Raw genomic sequence first — 508 nt, forward strand, 5'->3', positions numbered from 1 at the left:
CTCCAATATTTGGTGCCCTTTACCCCTGCTTTCGCAGTTACGTTTTCAAACTTCCAGTTGCCTTTATTAATATAAAGCTGGTTGCCCCCCATGTTGGAGGTAAGGTAAACATCATTGAGTCCATCATTATTTACATCGCCAATAGCTACCCCGCCCCCGTTGTAGTAGTTACGAAATGTAAATACGTTGGTACGGTTCTGGTCGTTTAACTGGTTTATAAAGTTTATACCTATATCATCATTTGATTGTAGAGAGAACAAAGTTGGCTTATGGCCACTATTACAGGCGCACAACATTACGCCAATAGATAAAACAAAAAAGGCAGATCGTTTAAAAAACATCATAAGCACTTATAAAAAACAAACGTAGCGGAAAATTACCCGCTACGTTCTTTTCAATCAAATAAATCTCAATATATTAATAACCTGCGTTTTGTTTAAGGTTAGGGTTAGTATCTACAGCTCGTTGCGGGATAGGATACAATGTTCTGGTCTTGTCAGATTTTTGT

General features: G+C 37.8%; 2 protein-coding genes. Both read right to left on the bottom strand.

The window, feature by feature from the left end:
* A partial coding sequence (locus AC1DPZ_RS28835) for an FG-GAP repeat domain-containing protein (protein ID WP_477409996.1) occupies window positions 1-344 on the bottom strand: 344 nt, incomplete at its 3' end.
* A gap of 73 nt (window positions 345-417) precedes the next feature.
* Window positions 418-483 (bottom strand): RagB/SusD family nutrient uptake outer membrane protein, encoded by a 66-nt coding sequence (locus AC1DPZ_RS28840; RefSeq protein ID WP_477409998.1) that lies wholly within the window; start codon window positions 481-483, stop codon window positions 418-420.
* Window positions 484-508: the final 25 nt, after the last annotated feature.

It is taken from the genome of Mucilaginibacter sp. P4_G9 (assembly GCF_056400985.1).